The 3,907-nt window shown below is 59.7% G+C and carries 5 protein-coding genes; 4 read left to right on the top strand and 1 reads right to left on the bottom strand.

Annotated features, from left to right (window positions below; genetic code table 11):
- The coding region (locus E4Q08_RS23390; RefSeq protein ID WP_308240213.1) for an IS701 family transposase at positions 1–853 on the bottom strand (853 nt) is incomplete at its 3' end.
- Between the two features lie 604 nt (positions 854–1,457).
- Here E4Q08_RS23390 and E4Q08_RS23385 point away from each other — a divergent pair.
- The 4 genes from E4Q08_RS23385 to E4Q08_RS25230 all read left to right on the top strand — a co-directional run bounded on the left by E4Q08_RS23385 (position 1,458) and on the right by E4Q08_RS25230 (position 3,907).
- The gene (locus tag E4Q08_RS23385) at positions 1,458–1,691 is read left to right on the top strand and encodes a hypothetical protein (protein WP_169072177.1); all 234 of its coding nucleotides are present in this window, start codon (positions 1,458–1,460) and stop codon (positions 1,689–1,691) included.
- A gap of 53 nt (positions 1,692–1,744) precedes the next feature.
- Complete coding sequence (gene radC, locus E4Q08_RS23380) at positions 1,745–2,422, top strand: RadC family protein (RefSeq protein WP_169072176.1); 678 nt, start codon at positions 1,745–1,747, stop codon at positions 2,420–2,422.
- Between the two features lie 169 nt (positions 2,423–2,591).
- On the top strand, positions 2,592–3,467 hold the full coding sequence (locus E4Q08_RS23375) for a hypothetical protein (RefSeq protein WP_248595123.1): 876 nt from the start codon (positions 2,592–2,594) through the stop codon (positions 3,465–3,467).
- On the top strand, positions 3,371–3,907 hold the full coding sequence (locus tag E4Q08_RS25230) for an IS66 family transposase (RefSeq protein WP_248595122.1): 537 nt from the start codon (positions 3,371–3,373) through the stop codon (positions 3,905–3,907). The genes E4Q08_RS23375 and E4Q08_RS25230 overlap by 97 nt, the downstream gene beginning before the upstream one ends.

Below are 3,907 nucleotides of genomic sequence, written 5' to 3'. Positions count from 1 at the left end.
GTGCGCTGTTCGGATGACTGATCCACACGCGGGTATGGGCAAACATCGCGCGCACTTCACCCTTCTCCCCGTCGCGCAGGATCACCGGGTGCCACTCCTTTCGTTTCAGGCGCGCGGCCCATTCGCGGGCTTCCCAGGCCGGTACCCACGCCTTTCCCGGATCGGTAAAGTAAAACTGCTGGTCGCTGTGCACCTCGGTGGCGAATACCTCACCTGCATCGTCCCAATCAAACAGCAGCCAAGTCGCGTGGCCATAGAGGCCGTCGGCACCGATGAAGCCAAAGCGCACCCCGGCGGCTCGTGCCCGCTTGACCATCTCGGCAGCCATCTGCGGCTTAGTCCGAAAGACCCGTGCCGATTCCGGAATCCCCGCTTCCTGGCAACGCTTGGCGTCTTCAACCCAACGCTCTGGAAGGAACAATTCGAAGTCGATGATCGCCGCCTGCGACCCTCGTGCCAAGGCGGCATACACTCCAACCTGCGAGTTCTCGACCTTACCCAGGCGACCGTTGTACTGCCTGGCGACGCCCGCTGAATGGTCGCCCTTCTTTTGGACCCCAGACTCATCGAGCAACAGTCCCGTCTCTGGCCCACCGATCCACTCGTCCGCTTGTCGCGCCGTCTCCCGACGCACATTCTCAAAGTCCCATGCAGCATCGCTCAACAGGTGGTGGAGGCTGTAATACTCGGTCTCCGCCACCGTCTCGCTCATCTGTTCCAGGTTCGCACGAGGGCTTTGAAAAAGGCCCCGCAAGTACTGTTCAGCTTGCTCGGCCGTGCTTCGCGTTTTACTGCGGAAACACTCCCGGAACGACTGAAAATGGCTGGTCAGATTCTCGCAGCAGCTGGCCACCGCACGCCCGATCCCAAATAAATAAATTTGGCGATTTCATCGTCATACTCCTTATGTGGTAGAGCATTAGATATGTAGCTCAATAGCCTGTATTTCAACCATTTTAGAAATGTGGCAAAGTAGAATTAGGAACGTTCAAAAAAACAACCTGCGGAAATTCATTGCTGGACTGGAAAAACGGTGGGATTCCATTGATCAGCTTTCGCAAATTGTTATTGAAACGTTCCTTAGTGTGAGTAGCGAAGACAGATGAAGATGTGATTGCCACTTTTCGTTTCTATGCGACACATGGAAATCAGAAAGGCTCATATTTGGTTGTCAGTGCATTATAATGTCATGTACTCAGCAATTCCCGGCATGATTTAACCTGTTGATTTATATTTATAATTAACACACCAAATCTGTAATTTCTGACCAAGCGGCAAACTCCAGCCTTAACTTGCGGTGTTCAGGATATATGACTCTCTGCACGTCGCCTCGGCCATTGTCGGCAAAGCGGACATTCTTGTGACGACGGATGACCGGTTCAGCAAACGGTTGCGGCAGTTTGGCAGAGTCAGGGTGCTTTTCCCGATGGAAGCGGTGTCTTGTCTGGAGAAATGGTATGAAGACTGAAGCAGAAATTCGCATCGCCGGAATGCAGGCGTTGATCAGTGCCCTCGGGTTGGTTGAAGCCGAACGCTTCATGGTGGCGGTATCGCGCGATCGCTTCAACTATACCGAGTGGCGGCGTCATGGATTGCCGGGGATGTCGCTCGAACTGCTGGCACAGCAAGCAAATCGCCATACAGAAGAACTGAACGTGCAGCAGGGAAAACCGGAAGGCTGCGGCAAGTAGTTGTTGTCAAGATTATAATGCCGGAAGACGCATTCGACGGGTGAGGTGGCGAGATGGCAATTACCGATTGGCCCGAGGACGAGCGACCGCGCGAGCGCCTTTTGGCGAACGGAGCGGCGTCTCTGTCGGATGCCGAATTGCTGGCGATCTTCCTGCGTGTCGGCGTTCGCGGCAAGAGTGCCGTTGATCTGGCGCGCGAACTGATCGGGCGTTTCGGTGGCTTGACCCGCATGTTTGCCGCCAACTCGGCGGAGTTTTCGGCAGTGCCCGGCATGGGGCCCGCGAAATACGCGCAGTTGCAGGCGGTCGTCGAACTGGCACGGCGGGCGCTGGCTGAAGACATGAAACGAGGAATCACCTTTGCCTCTCCTGGTGCCGTACGCGACTACCTGCGGCTGCATCTCGCGGGCCTGGAGCACGAGGTCTTCCTTGCCTTGTGGCTGGATGCACAGAATCGCCTGATTGCCGCTGAAGAGCTCTTCCGCGGTACGCTGACGCAGACCAGTGTCTATCCGCGCGAGGTCGTCAAACAGGCGCTGCGGCACAACGCTGCGGCAGTGGTGCTGGCGCACAATCACCCCTCCGGAGTGGCCGAACCGTCACGCGCCGACGAGTTGCTGACCAGCGAACTCAAGCAGGTGCTGGCCTTGGTGGAAGTGCGAGTGCTCGATCACTTCATCGTCGCCCAGCAATCACCACCCTTGTCTTTCGCCGAACGGGGACTTTTGTAAATTCACTCAGGCCAGACGGCTAACGATCAAGGATGACTGCTTTCTCAGAGCAAAGCGGCGTGACCATTACGAGGTGCACCAGCAGCGTAAAGATTCACCCCCCCAAAAAAATCCCCCCCAGAAATAATTCGTACGTCATAATACTGCCACTCGACAACGAACCGACGCAATGCACCTCCGCAAGCACGACCTTCTGCAAATGGACGCCGAGTGGCTGAAGAAGCTGCCAGCGGAGCGATTGCCGGACGTGTCTATCCGCCTGCTGGATGACGTCAAGGAATTGCAGGATCGTCTGAATCAGAACCCGGCCAACCGCTCGCGGCCCCCGACCAGCCAGGCGCCTTGGGAGAAACCCGGCGCGGGCGAGGAAGAGGAGGAAGAGATGCCTGCGAAGAGGCCCCCGGCGAAAGTCCCGGAAGCGGCGACGGAGGCGATGGACCCAGCGAATTCGACGGAAGAAACCGTCCCGCGAGACGAGCCGCCGCCCTTACCGCTGAAGGCGTCGGACCGAAAGGCCGGCAAGCAGTCCGGCAGTCCGGGTCATGGCCGCACCCAGCAGCTCACGGTGACCGACACGTGCGAGCACCGGCCGGCGTGCTGCGCGGCTTGTGGTCTGGCGCTGGCGACGGATACCCCGTCGCAGGCCTACACGGCCTGGGATGAGGTCCCTATTGCGCCCCCCATCGACGGTCAGATCGGGTTGATCTTCCGGGTCACGCGTCACCAGATGCTCGAAGTGAGCTGCCCCTGCGGGCATACCACCCGTGCGCTGCCGTGGCGTGCGCCAGCCTACAGCCTGTGGGATCGGGTGGGACTGGGCGAATGGCGCCTGGTGGGTCCGCAGTGGGCCGGGATGATCGTTTTCCTGGCGCTGCGGATGCACCTCTCCCTGCGGCGCTTTCGCGAATTAGTGATGGCTACCGAGTCTACCGCGCTTGGGAGAACCGCCTGCGCTGCTGGGCGCACCGGATGCGCAAGCTGCGGGGACTGGCCGAATCGAGTGATGCTCGGGTGGCGGAGGTCGGAAAGGAGATGGAAGGGCTGATGAAGACCTGGATGGCCGCCATTTACGCGGCGCGAATCGACCCGCCGCCGGAAGGACTGCGGATTCGCTACGCCGCGGCCATCGAGCGGCTACGGCAACAGTGCGAGGCGCACCAGGCGGATGACCACAAGGTGCTGGGTAGCGTCGCCCGCGAATTCCTGTACGAGGGGAAGGTCATCCTGCGCCCGGTCAACGAGCCCCATCTGCCGCTGACGAACAACGCCGCCGAACAGGCGCTGCGGCACTGGGTGATTGCGCGCTACCTCAGCCACGGCACCCGCTCCGAAGAAGGATCCCGCGCCTTTGCTCTCTTGGCCAGCGTCATCGAAACCTGCCGCCGCCGCGAGGCATGCGCCTGGCGCTATCTCGGCACCGTCATCGAGGCTGCCCGCAAGGGCCTCGAACTTCCCGCGCTCCTCGCCATCCCGGTAGCTGCGTAG

It is taken from the genome of Candidatus Accumulibacter contiguus, assembly GCF_012940005.1.
GTDB classification, from domain to species: domain Bacteria; phylum Pseudomonadota; class Gammaproteobacteria; order Burkholderiales; family Rhodocyclaceae; genus Accumulibacter; species Accumulibacter contiguus.
This window is presented reverse-complemented; position numbering and strand designations above follow the sequence as displayed.